The sequence below is a fragment of the Veillonella magna genome (genome assembly GCF_959600285.1).
Lineage (GTDB): Bacteria > Bacillota > Negativicutes > Veillonellales > Veillonellaceae > Veillonella_A > Veillonella_A magna.
Genome location: NZ_CAUGKU010000005.1, coordinates 79,858 through 96,343, shown reverse-complemented (window position 1 = coordinate 96,343; position 16,486 = coordinate 79,858). Strand labels below are relative to the sequence as shown.

Here is a 16,486-nt window from a genome sequence, read left to right as displayed (position 1 = left end):
TTTTTAATATATTATACTTTCACCGTCGAGTGGTATTGTATAGTTTGTTATTCCTCGACAGGCTAATAATCCGCGTAAGCTGTATCGTGTAATGGCAGCATGAGCCACGGTATCTAAGTGAGTAAGATAGAGTGCTGCGGATGGACACGTTTTTTGTACGCATTCAATATCTTCGTCGTTCATAAGTAATCGCCCGTTTTCTACGGTTTCTGCTGCACAACAATTCAGTGCAATTACATCGGGCATATAGGTTTGAAGCGTACGTTGTACTGCATCATACCAAATCGTATCGCCGGCAATATAAAAAATAGGCTCTTGGGGATGAGAAAAGAGAACACCCATAGCTTCGCCGCAGGGGCTAAAGGTGCCGTGGCGGCACTCGGTTTTGTGTAAAGTGATGCCGGAAAATTCGGTGGGTGCAGATGTAAGCACGCGAATATCCGTAAATCCGGAGCGTGCTAAGACGGCGGCATCTGCTTCGTTTTGGCAAAATAAGGGGAGATGTTTATCCAACGGTGCGCCAACACTACCATCCGGTGCTATATCGATGTGGTCTGGATGTAAATGCGTAACGATATAAGCATCTACATTTTCTAAAATACTGGCTACCGGTAAGGGGAGATCGTAAAAAGGCATAGGTAATTGTTCTTTTACCGGATCGGGGACATGGAAGGGACGGCCCGGAACGTCTACAAAAGAGAATTGGTGTTTGGGCATAAGCCATGGATCGATTAGAAAGGTAATTCCATTGTAGCTTAGCTTATTAGTTGCGTTACGAATTTGTGTTAATTTCATAGTAGTCACCTCGCGTGTTGTTATAGAAAATAGTATCTGTTCTTTCCTCATCTTTTTATATTTTTGAGGATGTGGTAGCAATATTTTGGACGAGTACTTTTTGCCAAGAAATTAGCCCTTCTGTTGCACGTAACCACATCGATCATATTTTTAGTATATCTATATATTTATTCATCCACAAGAAACTAAAAATGAATAATCGCAACTAAAAAGTTGCGTCTTGGTGATTGGTTGGGGTACAATGAAACTATCAATTTAATTTATAAATCATGTGTTTCAAAATGCGAATAAAGGAAATGGCTATACGATTGTAATAGAAATTATACGACAACCAGATCCGGGGGATTTAAAAACAGAGAAGGCTTTATTGAGAAAGGAATTTGTAGAAAATTTAGAGTAATGAGAATGGAAAATTGGTGACGTATTTTGAGGGTGGACATGTTGTGGGAAAATGAGAAAGGAGTTTGTATGAATCAAAAACAAACTGAATATTTTATGACTGTATACCGTCATCGCAATGTACAGCGAGCAGCGGATGAATTGCATGTGTCGCGACAAGGTGTGAGTAAGATGATTCGCTCTTTGGAAGAAGAATTGGGAGAAGCCTTGTTTCAACGTACGTCGCAAGGATTGATTCCTACGCCATATGCGAATGCACTGTTACCTCATGTAAATCGCATTGCCGAAGAATATCAACATATTGCCCGGATGCGCTCTTTAGCAAGCGATGCCTGCCGGGTAGTCACCATAGCATCAATGGATCATATAATGACCTATCTGGGGACAGCATTTATTACGGCTTTTCGTGAAGCCCATCCTGATATTACGTTAAGCGTAGTGGATACAACAGATGAGAAGGCTTTACAAACCCTGGCGACGGAAAGTTGCGATTTTGCTATTGTACCGGGACCGGTGACGGAGGAGACGTTTGTCAGTGACGAACTGTTTTATTCACGCTATGCAGTGCGGCTGCGCCGCGAAGATTCTTTGGCAGCAATGCCGGCCATAACCTATCGGGATTTGGACGGGCGCCTAATGATTGGGAAAGGACGGGCCTATGCGTGTTTTCGGCGGCATATGGATAACGGCGTTTTTCTCGCCGGTTACAAGGTAGATATATTGGCAGAGATATCTGATGAAAGACTTATTACCGAGTTGGTGGAACGCACCGGTGCTATTGCGGTTGGCTATGATTACAGCGCTTTTTTATATTCGTCACCGCAAATTGTGGTGCGGCCCTTTGGCGAAAATGGTGGCGACGGTCAATGGATTTATTTGGTACGCCGCCTTCATAGCCCTCTAACGGCAGCGGCGCAGGTATTTCGCGATTTTTTGCTCCGCTGGTTAGAAAATCATTCTATGCGAAACGTACCTTGGCCGGATGAAGGTAGGCACGCCGGTGTCAGGTAGTTTTAAAGAAAGCATTTTATGCATGATAGCGCATCGGTTTGCAAAAAATGAAAAGACAGCGATTTTATCTGTGATTTTCATGTTCATGTTATGCTAAGTATGATAGAATAGGAGTGTATACCAAGCGTGGAAAGGAGGCTCCTATGAAAGATACGTATGTACAGGTTTACACCGGAGACGGCAAAGGTAAGACGACGGCGGCTATCGGTTTGGCTATTCGTGCTATCGGGGCCGGACTCGATGTATTGTTTCTCCAATTTATGAAATCCAAGGTATATAGTGAACATGCTGTGCTTCCCAAATTAGAACACCTTACGGTGGAAACGGTAGGCAAACCGTTTTTCATTATTCCCGAAGGAATGAAGTCGGACGAAGAACTGGCTAAATGGGGCGATGATGTGGTGGTATTTCCTAAAGGACAGCCGCCGGCCTCCTATGTGGCATTGATTCGCAAAGGCTTTGAACGGGCCTTGGCATCGGTAGCCTCCGGTGATTACGATCTTATCGTGTTGGATGAGTACAACATGGCGCTGTTTTTCGGACTTATCGATCGAGAAGCGACAGAGCGGTTATTGGCAGCGCGTAATCCCCGAACGGAGCTTGTCTTTACGGGACGCGGAGCACCGGATTGGCTTATGGAGGCAGCGGATCTCGTCACGGAAATGAAGGAGTGTAAGCATTATTACACAAAAGGCGTTACCGCACGTTTGGGCATAGAAAATTAGAAGGAATTTGTTGCACAAGCGGCGAATTACATACAAATGAGATGAAATAGGTATTGTGATGGGTTACAGAAATCGGAGGTAGGTGGTGCATGTGACCGGTATAGCCATCGTGCTGCTGGTTATTTTGATTCTGATTGTAGGGATTTTGTTCAGTCCGATTACATATTCGGTGGAACTGTCCTCACGCAAACCGTATCGGGCGGCGTTGAAGGTACAGTGGTTGGGACGTGTGTTCCGCATTCACTTTGCATATGAGTCGGGCAAGCCGTTCTTTAAGGAAGTATACATTTTACGACAAGCCAAGTTGGGGGCTACCCGCGATTATGAAGAATGGCTGTCGCGACGTGTACAGGAGGAAACGGCGGATGGTTTCTCCGATGACATAATGGATGAAGCAAAATCGGAGAAAGAAGCTAATACGACGGCAGATGCTAAGGTGCAGCAGACAGCATCGAAGCCTGTTGAGGCGGCAAAGCCGGCGGAATGTGTGCGCTTTGACAAGGATGGCACACCGTTGGATGCGCCGAAGCGAGCAGCTGACGAAACGGCTGCACAGTCCGAAAGGACCGAAGAAGATGCGTCGAAGACGGCAGAAGGCAAACAGGCGGATGACGGTTTTGACAAACGTTGGTTCATGCCACATGTCAAGAATGTAGCGCTGTACGAAACGCTTCTTTTGTTTATCAAGCGATGCTATCATCATTCGTTGCCGGGACATGTACGATTGGAAGGTCGTTTTGGTAACGGGAATCCGTTTGATATGGGCATTGCCGCAGCCACCATCTATTCGTTATGGCCGGAAGGTACAAAGGAAGTGGAGTTGGATTATTCCAACAACGTATGCCTGGGCAGTCTGGATGTGAAGGGGCGTATGTATCCCGGCGTGTTTGCTTGGTACGGCACCTTGTTTGTGCTGGCTAAGCCGGTGCGCAGCTTCCTGATGGATGCACTGAAATTTGCAAGACACTACAAGAAGACACATAAAAAATAACCATATGCCTTACGTGGGCAGAAAAAGCGAAGACCTAATGTAGGTGAGGACGACTCAGAGAGAGTCGGCGATTGGAGGAACGTATAATGGAAACAAAAAACACCTTTAACAAGGCTAATTTAGAGGCGATTTTTGAACAATTCAAACACATGATCAAAGTAGAAACCGTAGTAGGCGAAGCGATTCAAATCGGCGATGCCACCTTGGTGCCGTTCGTTGATGTAGTGCTCGGATTGGGTGCCGGCGGACCGGCCGGTGGCGGCGGAGCTAAAATGGAACCATCGGCTGTATTGGTTATTAAAGGCGAACGCGTTGAATTGTTCAACATTAAAGGGTCTGCTAATTACAGTGGCTTCGATCGCTTAATCGGCATGGTGCCGGAAATTATTTCCAAGTTAAAGAAAGATAAATACATCTACATTAACGATGAAGATGCCAAATAAAAATGGCATGACCACATACAAATACATATATGTATAGCGAAATTACGTGTATTCATCTGTAATTCACTATTATCTATTATGATATAGACAGTGAAAGCAGAGGCGATATATTCCACCTAGGGCGTGATGTATTGCCGTGTACACGTATTTTTGCTATAATTGAGACATATTTTACTACACATATTTTAAGGAGGGTCTAGGGAAATGAATTTGAAGAAGAAAATCGCAACCTTAGCAGTGCTTGGCACCGTTGGTGTGGGAGCTATGGCCAGCGCCGCTAATATCGGTGTTATTAATATGAGTCAGGTATACAATGCGTACCCGGGATACGGTGCAATCAACATGCAGGTTGAAAAGGTAAATGCTGAATACCAGCCGCAGCTTCAGAAGATTGCTCAGAAAATTCAGGGCTTAAAAGATGACGCTGCTAAACAGGCTGAATATGATAAGAGCTATGTACCGGTAGCTAAGAAAGCAAATGCAGCTATCGAAAAAATCGTAGCCCCGATGGAAAAAGATATTCAGGCAAAAATCGACACCGTTCGTGCACAGAAAAACTTGCCGCTTATCGTAGCTGATCCGCGTATGGTTGTATCCACCGAACCGGATAGCCAGGGCGTTGACGTAACGCAGGATGTTGTTGCTTTGTTGAAAAAATAATCAGTAAATAAAAAAAGACATTCCGTGAAGTGAACCCCTTTTGTTGGACAAAATCTGACGAAAGGGGTTCGTTTCATTAGGGGATGTCTTTTTCTATACGAGTTTTTCTGAAAGGCTGTGCGTATTACGAGAGAATTATTCTTGGAGAAATGAGTTATCATAGTTTATTCTCAGTGCAGTAGTTACTGTGATTCGTATGGTTGTGAATTAGCTGTTAAATAGTTAGTTGTAACAGGCGCTTCATAGCTTGATTATTATAAAAAATTTTTCTGATATATATATTGATGGTAATGAAACTGTTGGAAGAAATAATTTAACAGCCTCCTATAATAGACGCAATAAAATTGTTTCGTGTAGCGAATTAAAATACAAGCTTGAGATACAGTTTGAATAATGGTATGAGCAAGTTGTAGCCATTGATGATGCTCCATTGTTGGTAACAGGAGATAATTTCTTATAAGTAAAATGAATAGATATAGACCAAGAACCATTGTGGAAATAATTCCTATGATGGCTGCGAGGTGCGCTCTGCTACTGATAAAAGAGGGGTATTCATGAGCTGATAAGAATGGCTATTCATAATAAAAAAGGAACAGATAGAGGCTGAATGTCATGTATACGACTTGATGTTCAATGCCTATATCTGTTCCCTTTTATATGTTGATATAATTTATAGACTTATATGTTGAGATAAATTATTTTTTCATCAAATTTACTACGAATGCTCCATCGGTAATGAAGGTGGCTTGGATGTGATTGTCGCCGTCAAAATTAAGAACTTTGCCCGGTGTGAGAATGTGTTCCTCGCTTTGATTTAATAAGACCTTCACTTCGCCTTGGACGACGGTGAAAATAATATTGGCTTCCGGATGATTGTGATTGCCTACCACATCGCCGGCCTTACCGGCTTTCTTTACGATGGTGAAATTAGTACCTTCAAAGAGAAGGCCCGGATCCTGTTTAACAATACCTACTGCCATGGAAATTCCTCCTTATTAATTGGCCACTGTTTTGCTAATACGATAGAGTGGCGCATTATTTTCTTCTAAGATAACATCAAATTGTAAATACGGTGCAGCGGCGGCTACGAAAGCGCGGAACCAAGCCTGATATGCAGCAGCCATAAATACTTCGCTAACACCGGCTTTTTTCCAATGTTCGCGCTGATTCTGATGTGTGCCGGCCCAAATGTATTCGCTATCGCTTTCGCTGATGATAGTATCACCGCCGTCGCAAGGCATGCCGTTTAAATAATAATCTTGCATAGCCTGATATACTTCCTGCGGAGTATGCTGGACATCACCTAGCTTTTCTTTTGCCAAGGTACCGCATGCTGTGCCTTGGGTGACAAAGGCAGTGAGAATTGCATCGGTAGCCATATCGCCGCCGCAGTCGAGTAAGTCTTTTATAAATGTCGCTTCTCGTACAGAGGTCACTTCAATTTGGTTCTGAAGCCAACCGTGAATATTGCTGTGGTCGATAATCATCTGCAGATTACGGTCTGCCGGAATCGGTTCGCCGTACATAGAAACAGCAGTGTCGTGCAATTCGGTAGCGAGATCATCTAAGGATTTTTCCGCTTCCTTTAAAATTAACTGTTCTCTCTCATTGATAAGTTGAATTTTTTTATACAACCAAAAGTGAATGTGACCGAGAAATGCTGACATGTATTATGCTCCTTTACGAATAGTTTCCAAACGTTCTACTAATTCATTAACATCAAAGCCGTGAATATCGGCAGCCTGCCATAGCGGTTCGGCTGTGGACGACGGACAACCGAGACAACCCATACCGATAGCCTGCAAAGCAGGAATCGTTTCCGGATAGGCTTCGATAATATCGCGCACGATGGAATCGGCGGTAATCGGTTCGCCTGCTTCAAGCGGTATAGCACCTTTTTCATTGGCCATGCCCGGTAAATTAACTACCGGTTCTGCCGGAGCCGCTGCCGTATCTTCGGCAGACGGAACATAATCATCGCCGAGGACGGCTTCTTTGAAGGTGGCAAGACCGATGCGATCGATGAAGGCACCCATGCGTTCGATATGTGCGTTTTCTTTATAGTATGCGACTATGCGGTCAACGAGGTCAAGTACTTCCTGTTCCGTCGTTACTTCGGCAATAAGATCGGCAAAGCGCGGATGTGCACCGGCACTGCCACCGGCATATACTTGCCAACCTTGCTCGGTGCCGATAATACCGATATCTTTGGTAATGGATTCGGCGCAGGAATTCGGGCAACCGGAAATACCGAACTTCATTTTAGACGGCATTTCTTTGGAAATATATTTTTGTTCCAGTTGCATACCGAGATGAACGCTGTCCTGTTTAGCACGTTTGCAGAATGTGGTACCCGGACAAATTTTTACGCTGCGTACGCGATTGGATACGGAATGTGCCGGTTGCATGCCTAACATTTCCCAGGCTTTGTCTACATCTTCTGCTTTTAAATTGGTAATCATGATGCGCTGAGCGCCGGTAATTTTTAATGTAGCGTGGAAAGTGTTGGCCACATCAATGAATTTTTGCAATGTTTGTGGTTGAATAAATCCGGCGGGAATGCGCGGAGTGATAGCATAACGGCGCTGACCGTTGCGAATACGTTGAAGGTTACCTGCTACTTGAGCCATATGTATTACATCCTTTCTCTTGGGTACGGTTGGTACATTAATAGATTATATTTTATTTGGTATATGGATTATTATAGTTTCACACCGCCGAGGGTGTATCGTATGATACAAGTATACGGTATGATTGCAAACAATGTATGTAGCTATAGCTACATCTTATACTAAATACCTGAATTTGACTAGGAATTATATTGACGATGTTGATGCATGGACGGATGTGACGAGAAATAGCGACTATTCAGTCAGGCATCGATGCTTGTATAATAAATATATATTATTGATGGTTACTAAGGAGGACACTATGCCGCATTTAAAAATACGAGGAATTGATAAGGCTGCTGTTATCGCACGGAGTAAGGATATTGTAGACGGTATTTCATCCATTGTGGATTGCCCGCGTGATTGGGTGACCATTGAGCACCAAGCTACGGAATATATTTTTGACGGGGCTATTGTAGATGGATATACATTTGCCGAAGTGTATTGGTTCGAACGCCCGGAGGAAATAAAGCGGAACGTGGCTACCTTTTTAACAAAGCTGTTAAAGGAAGCAAACGGAAATAAGGATTGCTGTATTATTTTCTTCCCTATGGAGGGAAAGAATTATTGTGATAACGGTGAATTCTTTTGAATGCATAGCTCGTAAGGACCTATAGAATTATATGTGAGAAGGATGGGGATGTATGAAGGTTTTATATGATACGGTGTTGCGCGGCACCTTTTTGCGCAGGCCGAATCGATTTGTTGTATATATTGACTTAAACGGTAATGAGGTAGCTGCACATTTACCCAATCCGGGACGGATGTGGGAGCTTCTTTATAAGGGCGTGGGCATGTATGTGGTGCCGCACGAAAGACCGGGTGCTAAGACAGCGTATCGCGTTATCGGTATTGAGCGCGATGGAGTCCCCATTATGTTGGATACAAATTATAGTAATGATGTCGCAGAATATCTGATCAATGAAAAGCAAATTCCCGGCTGGGAAGAATGGCGCGTGGAACGTCGCGAATATACTGTCGGTGACAGCCGTTTTGACTTGTTATTGATCAACGAGGCGGGGGATCACTTCGTATTGGAAGTAAAATCTTGCACGCTGTTTAGTCGCGATGGGGCGATGTTTCCCGATGCGATTACCGAACGCGGACGCAAGCATTTACTGCACTTGGCAGCATTGCGTAAGGACGGGTATCGAGCGGGCGTACTTTTCCTAGTGCAATGGGATCGGGCGCAGTGGTTTTTGCCGGATTATCATACCGACCTGGCGTTTGCGGAAACATTCTGCAGTGTAGCCCCCGCTTTGGATTGGAAGGCTGTGTCATTGCGCTGGACCGCCGATTTTACCATGCCGGAGGTGGTGCGAATTTGTAAGTATCCGGAGGATATATTGGCGGCGGAAGCACATGATGCGGGTGATTATATTATGATTATGCGGCTACCGGAAGCGAAGGATATTGTCATTGGTAGTAAAGGTTGTATGCATTTTGGGGCGGGCTATTATTTGTACGTCGGCTCGGCGAAAGCAAATTTGACGAAGCGCATTGAACGGCATAAACGGAAACGAAAGAAAATGCACTGGCACCTTGATTATTTCCGTGGCCATTGCGAGATGATTGCTGCGGTACCGGTGCGTACGTCGGCTGATCTGGAGTGCCCCTTGGCAGAAGCTGTAAAAGGCGTAGCCGATTGGCAGGTGCCGGGCTTTGGATGTAGCGATTGTCATTGTGAAAGCCATCTGTTTGGGATGAAACAAAATCCTATCCATGAAAAAGCATTTATGGACATAGTGGAAGAGTTTCGGATGAATCGCTTATTGCATGATAGGAACTTGTAATCGAACAAATGATTCCTGCAAGTAGCAAGCATTTGTAAAAAATGGTATAATGTAATGTACTAATAAATTATATGTAATGGAACGTATAGAAGCCGTCGGCGAGGACCGCGGTGTATGTAAGTTAAATGAGGTGAGACTGTGGAGGAAACGACCTGGAGTCATGGTAAGATTTTACCCGTCCAGATTGACAAAGAGATGAAGAGCTCCTATATCGATTACGCCATGAGCGTTATCGTTATGCGTGCCTTACCGGACGTGCGTGACGGCATGAAGCCGGTGCATCGGCGTATTTTGTATGCTATGCATGAAACGGGGATGACCCCGAATAAACCGTATAAAAAATCCGCCCGTATTGTTGGTGATGTATTAGGTAAATACCATCCGCACGGGGATAGATCCGTATATGATGCAACCGTACGATTGGCGCAGGATTTCAGCACGCGCTATCCGCTGGTGGACGGACATGGTAACTTCGGCTCCATCGACGGTGACTCGGCAGCGGCCATGCGTTATACGGAAGTTCGCATGGCTAAAATTACGACGGAAATGTTGGCGGACATTGACAAAGATACCGTTGATTTTATGCCGAACTATGATGAATCGTTGCAGGAACCGACGGTGTTACCGTCCAAGATTCCGAATCTGCTCATCAACGGTTCTGCGGGGATTGCCGTGGGAATGGCGACCAATATTCCGCCTCATAACTTAAACGAAGTGGCAGACGGTCTTATTATGCTTATCGATAATCCGGATGTGGAAGTAACGGATTTGATGAAAGCCATCAAGGGACCGGACTTCCCGACGGGCGCATTGATTTTAGGACGCGACGGTATTAAGAAAGCTTACAGCACTGGCCGTGGCAGTATTAAAATGCGTGCCCGTGCCCGCATTGAAGAAATGAACAAGGGCAAGCATCGCATTGTAGTTACGGAAATTCCGTACCAGGTCAATAAGGCACGCGTTATCGAATCCATTGCCGCTTTGAGTCGCGACAAAGTTATTGATGGCATTACCGCGTTGCGCGATGAAAGCGACCGCCAGGGGCTTCGCATCGTTGTTGAATTGCGCGCAGACATCCAGCCGGACATCGTGCTTAATAAATTGTACAAGCATACGCAATTACAGGAAACGTTTGGCGTAATTATGTTGGCTTTGGTGGATGGCCATCCGAAGATTTTAACGTTGAAAGAAGTCTTGAATCATTATATTGCGCATCGCTTAGGCGTTATCGTACGCCGTACGCAATTTGAATTAAATAAGGCCGAAGCAAGAGCACATATTTTAGAAGGTTTGCTCATTGCTCTCGATCATATTGATGAAGTGATTGCTACGATTCGTGCTTCCGAAACCGATGAAATTGCCAAGAATGCATTGATGAGTAAATTCGGTCTTACCGAAAAACAAGCGGTAGCCATCCTCGATATGCGTTTGCGCCGCTTGACCGGTTTGGAACGTGAAAAGATCGAAGAAGAATACAAACAGTTGGAATTGTTGATTGCTGATTTGAAAGCCATCTTAGCCAGCGAAGATCGTCAGCGCAGTATTATCAAAGAAGAGTTGACGGACATGAAACACAAATACGGTGACGAACGGCGCAGTGAAATTACTGTGGATACGTCCGAGCTCGATGTGGAAGACCTCATTGCAGACGAAGAAATGGTTATAACTTTGACGCGTCAAGGTTATATTAAGCGCATGAATGCAAACGTATACCGCAATCAGCATAAAGGCGGAGTCGGCGTGGTCGGCATGAAGACGAAGGAAGATGATTACGTGGTACAGATTCTCCACGTGCGGACGCATAATACGTTGCTCTTCTTTACTACGGCCGGCCGAGCATATCGCTTAAAGGGTTATGAAGTACCTGAGGCATCCAGCCGTAATTCACGGGGAACGGCCATCATCAACGTACTGCCTCTCAATGTAGGCGAAGCCGTAACGACCATGATTGATCTTGAAACAGTGTCGGACGATCTCAATCTCTTTATGGTGACGAAGCAAGGTGTGGTTAAACGTACCAGCATCGAAGAATATCGGAATATTCGTCGCAGCGGGTTAAATGCTATTTCTCTCGGTGAAGACGATCGCCTTATTTCCGTGTGCATTACTACCGGTGGTCAGGATGTTCTCATCGGCACCCGTAAAGGTATGGCGATTCGCTTTAGCGAGGAAGATGCACGACTTATGAAACGATCCGCACAAGGGGTGCGCGGTATTAAATTGAACAGCGGTGATGAAGTTGTTGGTGCCGGTGTGATTACCGATTCTGGTGATGCGTGTCAAGTATTCACTATCAGTGAAGAAGGGTTTGGCAAACGCAATAACGAAGATGCTTATGGACTTCAGAAACGCGGCGGCAAGGGAACGAAGAATTTCCGCATTACTGATAAGACCGGTGATGTAGTGGCTGTAGAAATTGTTACCGACCATGATGAAGTTATGCTTATTTCCGAACAAGGTAAGATTATTCGCTTTGATATGAAGGATATTGCAGTGAAGAAAGGCAAAGCAATTTCCGGCGTAAAAACGCAAAGCCTTGATGCGGGCGATAAGGTGGCCTCGGTGGCAATTATTGCTAAATCTGAATTAGAAGAAGAATAAATACACAGGCGAAGATTATTATACCGTTGTTAATGATTGATTTCGCAGTATATATAACGGCAAGGGCCGCAGGCAGGGTCTGCTTTATGCAGGTACCTGTGCGGTCCTTTTCGTTTGTAGCCTATGCGAAGATGGGCAGTAAGAATAGTAAAGATATATTATAGTTAGTATCGTTTCCATAGCAATGGACCACAATAGAGAATATATTTACTTTGGATGATACGCAAAATAATTGTACAAAATTTTTGTAAACCTATTTTACAAAACTGACTTCTATAGTATAATTAAGCGTAACCGAATTTTTTAAATATATGTGTTTGCGCCGATGCGCAGCGCAGAGCATGAAATTATAGATATAGGAGGCGAGTCTTATTTTAGACTTTAAGCGTTTTGAGTTAAAAGATAAACCACTTATTGATGCGTACTTTGCAGAGCATCATTATGAAGCATCCGATAATTGTTTTACAACATTGTACATGTGGCAGGATCCGTATGGTATTCGCTGGGCGGAAGAGGATGGTGTTCTCTACATTCTCGGCGGTGGTAAGCGTGATCCGTTCTTGTTGCCACCGTTTGCCGGTAAGGATGCAAAATTTGTCGACGGATTAGAACGGGCCAAAGAATGGTTTAAGCAAAATAATTTAAAGTTCCAGCTTAAAGGGGTTAACCCTATTATCATGGAACGTATGCAAAAGCTTTGCCCGGATTGCTATGAATTTATGCCGGACCGTGACAATTTTGAATATATTTATAAATCACAGGACTTGATTAATTTGTCCGGTAAAAAATTACGGCAGAAGAAAAACCATTTGAATCAGTTCCGTATGCAGTATACCAATTACGAATATATGCCGTTGACGGAAGATTTGTTTGCGGATTGCATTGCTACCGCTGAATCGTGGGTGGAAACACATCATGAAGAAGGCATTGAAGATGAATTGGAAGCCATTAAGTTACTGTTCGAACACTGGGATGAATTGGGCTTAGTCGGTGGTGCCATTAAGTTATTTGGTCGTGTAGAGGCCTTTACTATTGGTGAACCGTTGAATGACCGCATTGCCTTAATTCATATCGAAAAGGCGAATCCTACAATCCGCGGCTTGTATCAGGCGATTAATAATGAATTTATTCGTCATGAGTTTGCTAATTACGAGTTTATCAACCGTGAAGAAGATATGGGCTTACCGGGACTTCGCAAGGCAAAGGAATCCTATCATCCGGATCATTTTGCGGAAAAATATGATGCCGTCTATTCCGATATTTGTCCGTTACCGGCAGAATAAGACCATTGCGACGATGCAATGTAAAAAGGAGTCCCTTTGGGGGACTCCTTTTTGTGTAAAATGTAATGACAACAGACACAGTATAAGGAGGTTATGGCTATGAATTATATGTTGGCGTCCGAGGCGGAAAAGCGTATAGGTAAGATAAACGATCAAGTCAAAGACTTGTGGGCCTATTGTTTCGAACCGGCAGATAATCCGTTTTTTCAATATTATTTTGGTAAGCACTATGAACCGGAACATACGCTTGTCGGTGAAGAAAACGGAAAAGTATTGACGACGGTTCATTTGCGGCAGTATGCATTATGCGTGCGCGGTGCAGAATTACCGGTCAGTTATATGGTTGGTGTGGCGACACATCCTATTGCTCGGCGCGGAGGTTTGGGAGGGCAGCTCCTTAGCGCGGCGCTGACGGAGTTACGTCGACGTCACCAAGGATTAACAATTCTTATGCCATCGAAAGCCGCTTTTTATCAGCAATATGGGTGGGATTTATATGCTCATCAATGGGTGCGGACGATGCCGCTGGAAGAGTTGCGATCTTTGTCGGGTAAAGAATTAGCATATGGTTTGTTAGCCGGCGAAGAAGAGTGGACATTACTGGCGCCGGTATATGAGGTATACACGAAAAAGCTGAGCGGCTATGCCGTGCGCGGCGAAAAAGAATGGCGCCGCTTGCTGGGAAGCTTTACTGCTGAAGGTGTGCAGGTTGCTTATGTGCACGATGAAAAGGGAAACGTGGAAGGCTATATGGCATATAAATTGGGTGAGCCGGAAATTATGGTTAGTGAAATGGTATATACTACGCGGCGTGCACAGAAAAGTTTATTGAATTACCTTTATAATCATCGCTCGCAGGGAGAGTCCGTGCGATGGAACGAAGGGCTGCAGGACACGTCATATATTTTTCATCCCAACGGAAAGCAAGGGTATGCGACAATGCCATTTATGATGAGCCGTATTGTAGACGTTAGTGATGCGTTTGCTCAGGTGCCGGCACGGCCGTTGGAGGAATGTGATGGACAGAGTAAAATAAAAAAAGAAATTACCTTGGGACTCACCGATACTCTGGCACCGTGGAATACGGGGACCTATCGCTTGGCATTGGGTGGTAATCGTGTGAGTGCAGAAAAAATCAGTAATATGCCGGATCATGCGGAAGCCACGATTACTATAGGTGGGCTTAGCCTTCTTCTCATGGGGCGGCTCGATGCATCGGACTTGGTATATGAAGGGCGCTTGCAAGCATCTGCTGACATAGTAACCGCTTTGGATATGGTATTCCCCAGAGAAAATACGTATATCAACGAATGGTGGTAAACACGAATAGTATCAATTTATATTTAAATTGCAAGATAACTAGCTTTTTCAATCATGGTAGCGTATAATCAAGGTAAGAAAAGAGTTTCATAGGTTGCGGGTGTGCTTGTTGTCCTTTAAAGGAGGCGCGTAGTATGGCTGGTTATAAAGAAATTATGGTTCCTATGGATGGTTCTGACAATGCAATGCGTGCGTTGGATAAAGCGGTGGAATTGGCGCAATTTCACGGTAGCAAACTTGTATTAGTTCATGTAGTGGATGCGCAAAATTTGTTTTCTTACTCCTATGCGGCATTGCCAAAAGCTAGTGAACGGATTCTGAAAGCGATGGAAGATCGTCAAGGTGCGGAAGTGCAGGGGAAGGAAGTACAAGGTGCTATTCGCGAAGTTGCACGTCAGCATGGTGAAGATATGCTCAGCGCTATCGAAGATAGCTTGCCGAAGAATATTGATGTGGAAACGATTTATGCGGTAGGTTCTCCGAAACGGTATCTTGTTGATTTGGCAGAAAAACGCGGTACAGATCTTATCGTTATGGGCAGTAGCGGATTAGGCGCAGTTATGGGATTTATTCTTGGCAGTGTGTCCAGTCATGTTATCGCTCATGTTAAATGTCCGGTATTGGTTATTAAGTAATATATTATAAATAACAGGATAACGTAGAATTCATTTGATTGTATTGATGCGTGTATAGAAAGAGCGCCCCTTGCGTGAATTGCAAGGGGCGCTCTCTTTGGTAGATATTATTTTGTAGCAGTTTCATCCAAAACAGACGTGCAATGCGGACAACGGGTTGCGTCATCGGCGATGTCCTGTTTGCAGAACGGGCATTTGCGCGCTTCCGGTGCTGGAGCCGGTTTAGGGAATAAGCGATTTACCTGCTTAATAACAACGTAAATAGCAAAGGCTATGATTAAGAACTGAACGATAGCGTTCAGGAAACTACCGTAAGCCAATACCGGAATGCCGGCGGCTTTAGCTTCGGCCAACGTAGCTACATGCTTACCGTTTAAGGTAATGAAGAAGTCGGAGAAGTCAATACCTCCGAGCAGTACACCGATAGGCGGCATAATAATATCGCTAACGAGCGAGGAGACAACTTTGCCGAAAGCGGCGCCGATAACTACGCCGACAGCCAGGTCGATAAAGTTGCCGCGCATGGCGAATTCTTTAAAGCCTTTGATAAATTCTTTCATGAATGAGTCCCTCCCTATTATCCATATCGAAAAACATTGGTAGTATAGCATATCGCATAGAAAATGTACAGCTTATGATGGTAGTATAACAGTAATACTAACGTATTGTAGGAGGGTCATCATATTAGTTATATGTGTTTGTTTACATCTGATTACGGTGTCTCACAAACTCAATAGCTTCATTTAACTTTAAGTATCCGACTAGACTCGAATTATCATGTAGAAAATAAAAAGCAGAATGCACATTTAGAAGTTCAGCTCTAATTTTTTCAAAGGAAAAAGCAGAATCTAAATAGGCAGACATATTTTTAGCTGTGTTCATGGCAGCAAAGGTTTCAATGTATCTTTACCGACGGATTTAATACAGTATGAGTTTATCTATGATAGGAATGGCAAGCGACTACCGTCAAACGATAATTTCTGTATGTTTTATGATAATTTCGTACAAGTAGGAATGTTTAAAATCTCCTATCCCTCATCATGGATAGGTCAGATTGGAAAGAATGATATTTTGTATGATAGTGTGCAAAGTTATTTAAAAGTATCGGTGCGACCGACGGAGTCAGCTATTAGAAATAGTTGGGTATACGTAAAGAATATA

The 16,486-nt window shown here is 44.1% G+C and carries 16 protein-coding genes; 11 read left to right on the top strand and 5 right to left on the bottom strand.

Annotation, left to right across the window (positions count from 1 at the left end):
- Positions 1-3 precede the first annotated feature (3 nt).
- Complete coding sequence (locus tag Q5873_RS04295; RefSeq protein WP_303059440.1) at positions 4-795, bottom strand: MBL fold metallo-hydrolase; 792 nt, start codon at positions 793-795, stop codon at positions 4-6.
- 468 nt (positions 796-1,263) lie between these two features.
- Between Q5873_RS04295 and Q5873_RS04290 the strand changes: the two genes are divergently transcribed.
- From Q5873_RS04290 to Q5873_RS04270, 5 genes are all read left to right on the top strand, one after another.
- A complete protein-coding gene (locus tag Q5873_RS04290; protein ID WP_303059438.1) occupies positions 1,264-2,205 on the top strand; it encodes a LysR family transcriptional regulator in 942 nt (313 codons plus the stop codon).
- A gap of 143 nt (positions 2,206-2,348) precedes the next feature.
- The gene (locus tag Q5873_RS04285) at positions 2,349-2,930 is read left to right on the top strand and encodes a cob(I)yrinic acid a,c-diamide adenosyltransferase (protein ID WP_303059437.1); all 582 of its coding nucleotides are present in this window, start codon (positions 2,349-2,351) and stop codon (positions 2,928-2,930) included.
- A gap of 85 nt (positions 2,931-3,015) precedes the next feature.
- The gene (locus tag Q5873_RS04280; protein WP_303059435.1) at positions 3,016-3,921 is read left to right on the top strand and encodes a hypothetical protein; all 906 of its coding nucleotides are present in this window, start codon (positions 3,016-3,018) and stop codon (positions 3,919-3,921) included.
- A gap of 86 nt (positions 3,922-4,007) precedes the next feature.
- Positions 4,008-4,364 (top strand): GerW family sporulation protein, encoded by a 357-nt coding sequence (locus tag Q5873_RS04275; protein ID WP_028254946.1) that lies wholly within the window; start codon positions 4,008-4,010, stop codon positions 4,362-4,364.
- A gap of 204 nt (positions 4,365-4,568) precedes the next feature.
- Positions 4,569-5,024, top strand: coding sequence for an OmpH/Skp family outer membrane protein (locus Q5873_RS04270; RefSeq protein WP_028254945.1), 456 nt, complete (start codon positions 4,569-4,571; stop codon positions 5,022-5,024).
- 695 nt (positions 5,025-5,719) lie between these two features.
- On the opposite strand, the gene Q5873_RS04265 is transcribed toward Q5873_RS04270, so the two are convergent.
- Genes Q5873_RS04265 through Q5873_RS04255 form a run of 3 tightly spaced genes read right to left on the bottom strand, consistent with a single transcriptional unit; the run spans position 5,720 to position 7,654 of the window.
- Entirely contained in the window at positions 5,720-6,004 is a 285-nt protein-coding gene (locus Q5873_RS04265; protein WP_303059432.1) for a cupin domain-containing protein, read from the bottom strand.
- Positions 6,005-6,019: 15 nt separating this feature from the next.
- Positions 6,020-6,691 carry a hypothetical protein gene (locus Q5873_RS04260; RefSeq protein ID WP_028254943.1) on the bottom strand — a complete coding sequence of 224 codons (672 nt, stop codon included), beginning with the start codon at positions 6,689-6,691 and terminating at the stop codon, positions 6,020-6,022.
- A 3-nt stretch (positions 6,692-6,694) separates the two neighbouring features.
- A complete protein-coding gene (locus Q5873_RS04255; RefSeq protein ID WP_303059431.1) occupies positions 6,695-7,654 on the bottom strand; it encodes a DUF1858 domain-containing protein in 960 nt (319 codons plus the stop codon).
- A gap of 301 nt (positions 7,655-7,955) precedes the next feature.
- On the opposite strand from Q5873_RS04255, the gene Q5873_RS04250 reads away from it, so the two are divergent.
- The 6 genes from Q5873_RS04250 (at position 7,956) to Q5873_RS04225 (ending at position 15,325) form a co-directional block, all read left to right on the top strand.
- A complete protein-coding gene (locus Q5873_RS04250; protein WP_028254941.1) occupies positions 7,956-8,285 on the top strand; it encodes a DUF1904 domain-containing protein in 330 nt (109 codons plus the stop codon).
- 52 nt (positions 8,286-8,337) lie between these two features.
- The gene (sfsA, locus tag Q5873_RS04245) at positions 8,338-9,486 is read left to right on the top strand and encodes a DNA/RNA nuclease SfsA (protein ID WP_303059429.1); all 1,149 of its coding nucleotides are present in this window, start codon (positions 8,338-8,340) and stop codon (positions 9,484-9,486) included.
- 138 nt (positions 9,487-9,624) lie between these two features.
- The gene (gene gyrA, locus Q5873_RS04240) at positions 9,625-12,087 is read left to right on the top strand and encodes a DNA gyrase subunit A (protein ID WP_205087773.1); all 2,463 of its coding nucleotides are present in this window, start codon (positions 9,625-9,627) and stop codon (positions 12,085-12,087) included.
- A gap of 371 nt (positions 12,088-12,458) precedes the next feature.
- Entirely contained in the window at positions 12,459-13,370 is a 912-nt protein-coding gene (locus Q5873_RS04235) for a DUF2156 domain-containing protein (RefSeq protein WP_303059477.1), read from the top strand.
- A 99-nt stretch (positions 13,371-13,469) separates the two neighbouring features.
- Positions 13,470-14,690 (top strand): GNAT family N-acetyltransferase, encoded by a 1,221-nt coding sequence (locus tag Q5873_RS04230; protein ID WP_303059428.1) that lies wholly within the window; start codon positions 13,470-13,472, stop codon positions 14,688-14,690.
- A 134-nt stretch (positions 14,691-14,824) separates the two neighbouring features.
- Positions 14,825-15,325 (top strand): universal stress protein, encoded by a 501-nt coding sequence (locus tag Q5873_RS04225; protein ID WP_288190059.1) that lies wholly within the window; start codon positions 14,825-14,827, stop codon positions 15,323-15,325.
- 107 nt (positions 15,326-15,432) lie between these two features.
- On the opposite strand, the gene mscL is transcribed toward Q5873_RS04225, so the two are convergent.
- Complete coding sequence (gene mscL / locus Q5873_RS04220) at positions 15,433-15,885, bottom strand: large-conductance mechanosensitive channel protein MscL (protein WP_303059426.1); 453 nt, start codon at positions 15,883-15,885, stop codon at positions 15,433-15,435.
- Between the last annotated feature and the right edge of the window lie 601 nt (positions 15,886-16,486).